At 53.0% G+C, this 644-nt stretch carries 1 protein-coding gene; it reads left to right on the top strand.

The features are described 5' to 3' along the window. A partial coding sequence (locus tag NW838_RS08940) for an ATP-binding cassette domain-containing protein (RefSeq protein WP_414427885.1) occupies nucleotides 1-644 on the top strand: 644 nt, incomplete at both ends.

Genomic DNA, 644 nt, shown 5'->3' with positions numbered 1-644 from the left:
ATTAGCGAGCGTATCGAGGTGGAATCCGCTTGGGATCTGGAAACCCAGGCCAAAACCATTCTCAGCCGTTTGGGCATTGCAGACTTTCAGGCCCGCGTTGGCGATTTGTCGGGGGGATACCGTAAGCGGATTGCCATTGCGTCAGCCCTCTTGGCAGAGCCAGATGCTCTACTGATGGATGAGCCCACCAACCACTTGGATGCCGAATCGGTGGAATGGTTGCAAGATTATTTGAATCGTTTTGCTGGGGCAGTGCTGCTGATCACCCACGACCGCTATTTTTTGGATCGGGTTACCCAGCGCATTCTGGAAATTGATCGCGGCGATCTGTATGCCTACAGCGGCAACTACTCTTACTACCTGGAGAAAAAAGCGGCTGCTGAAGCGGTCGAAAAGGGATCCCAACGCAAGTATGCCAATCTCTTACGGCGGGAATTGGAATGGCTCAAACGAGGCGCCAAAGCCCGCAGCACCAAGCAAAAAGCCCGCAAACAGCGCATCGAAGACCTACAAAATCAAGAATTCAAGCAAGCTCTGGGACAAGTCGATATTGCGACCGCCGGGCGTCGCATCGGCAAAAAGGTGATCGAGCTAGAAGGGATCCACAAATCCTACGGCGACCAACTCCTCATTCAAGACTTTAC

The organism is Synechococcus sp. R55.2, from assembly GCF_047462075.1.
Taxonomy (GTDB): domain Bacteria; phylum Cyanobacteriota; class Cyanobacteriia; order Thermostichales; family Thermostichaceae; genus Thermostichus.
Note: the sequence above shows the minus strand (reverse complement) of the source record. Positions and strands in the feature narration are given on the sequence as shown.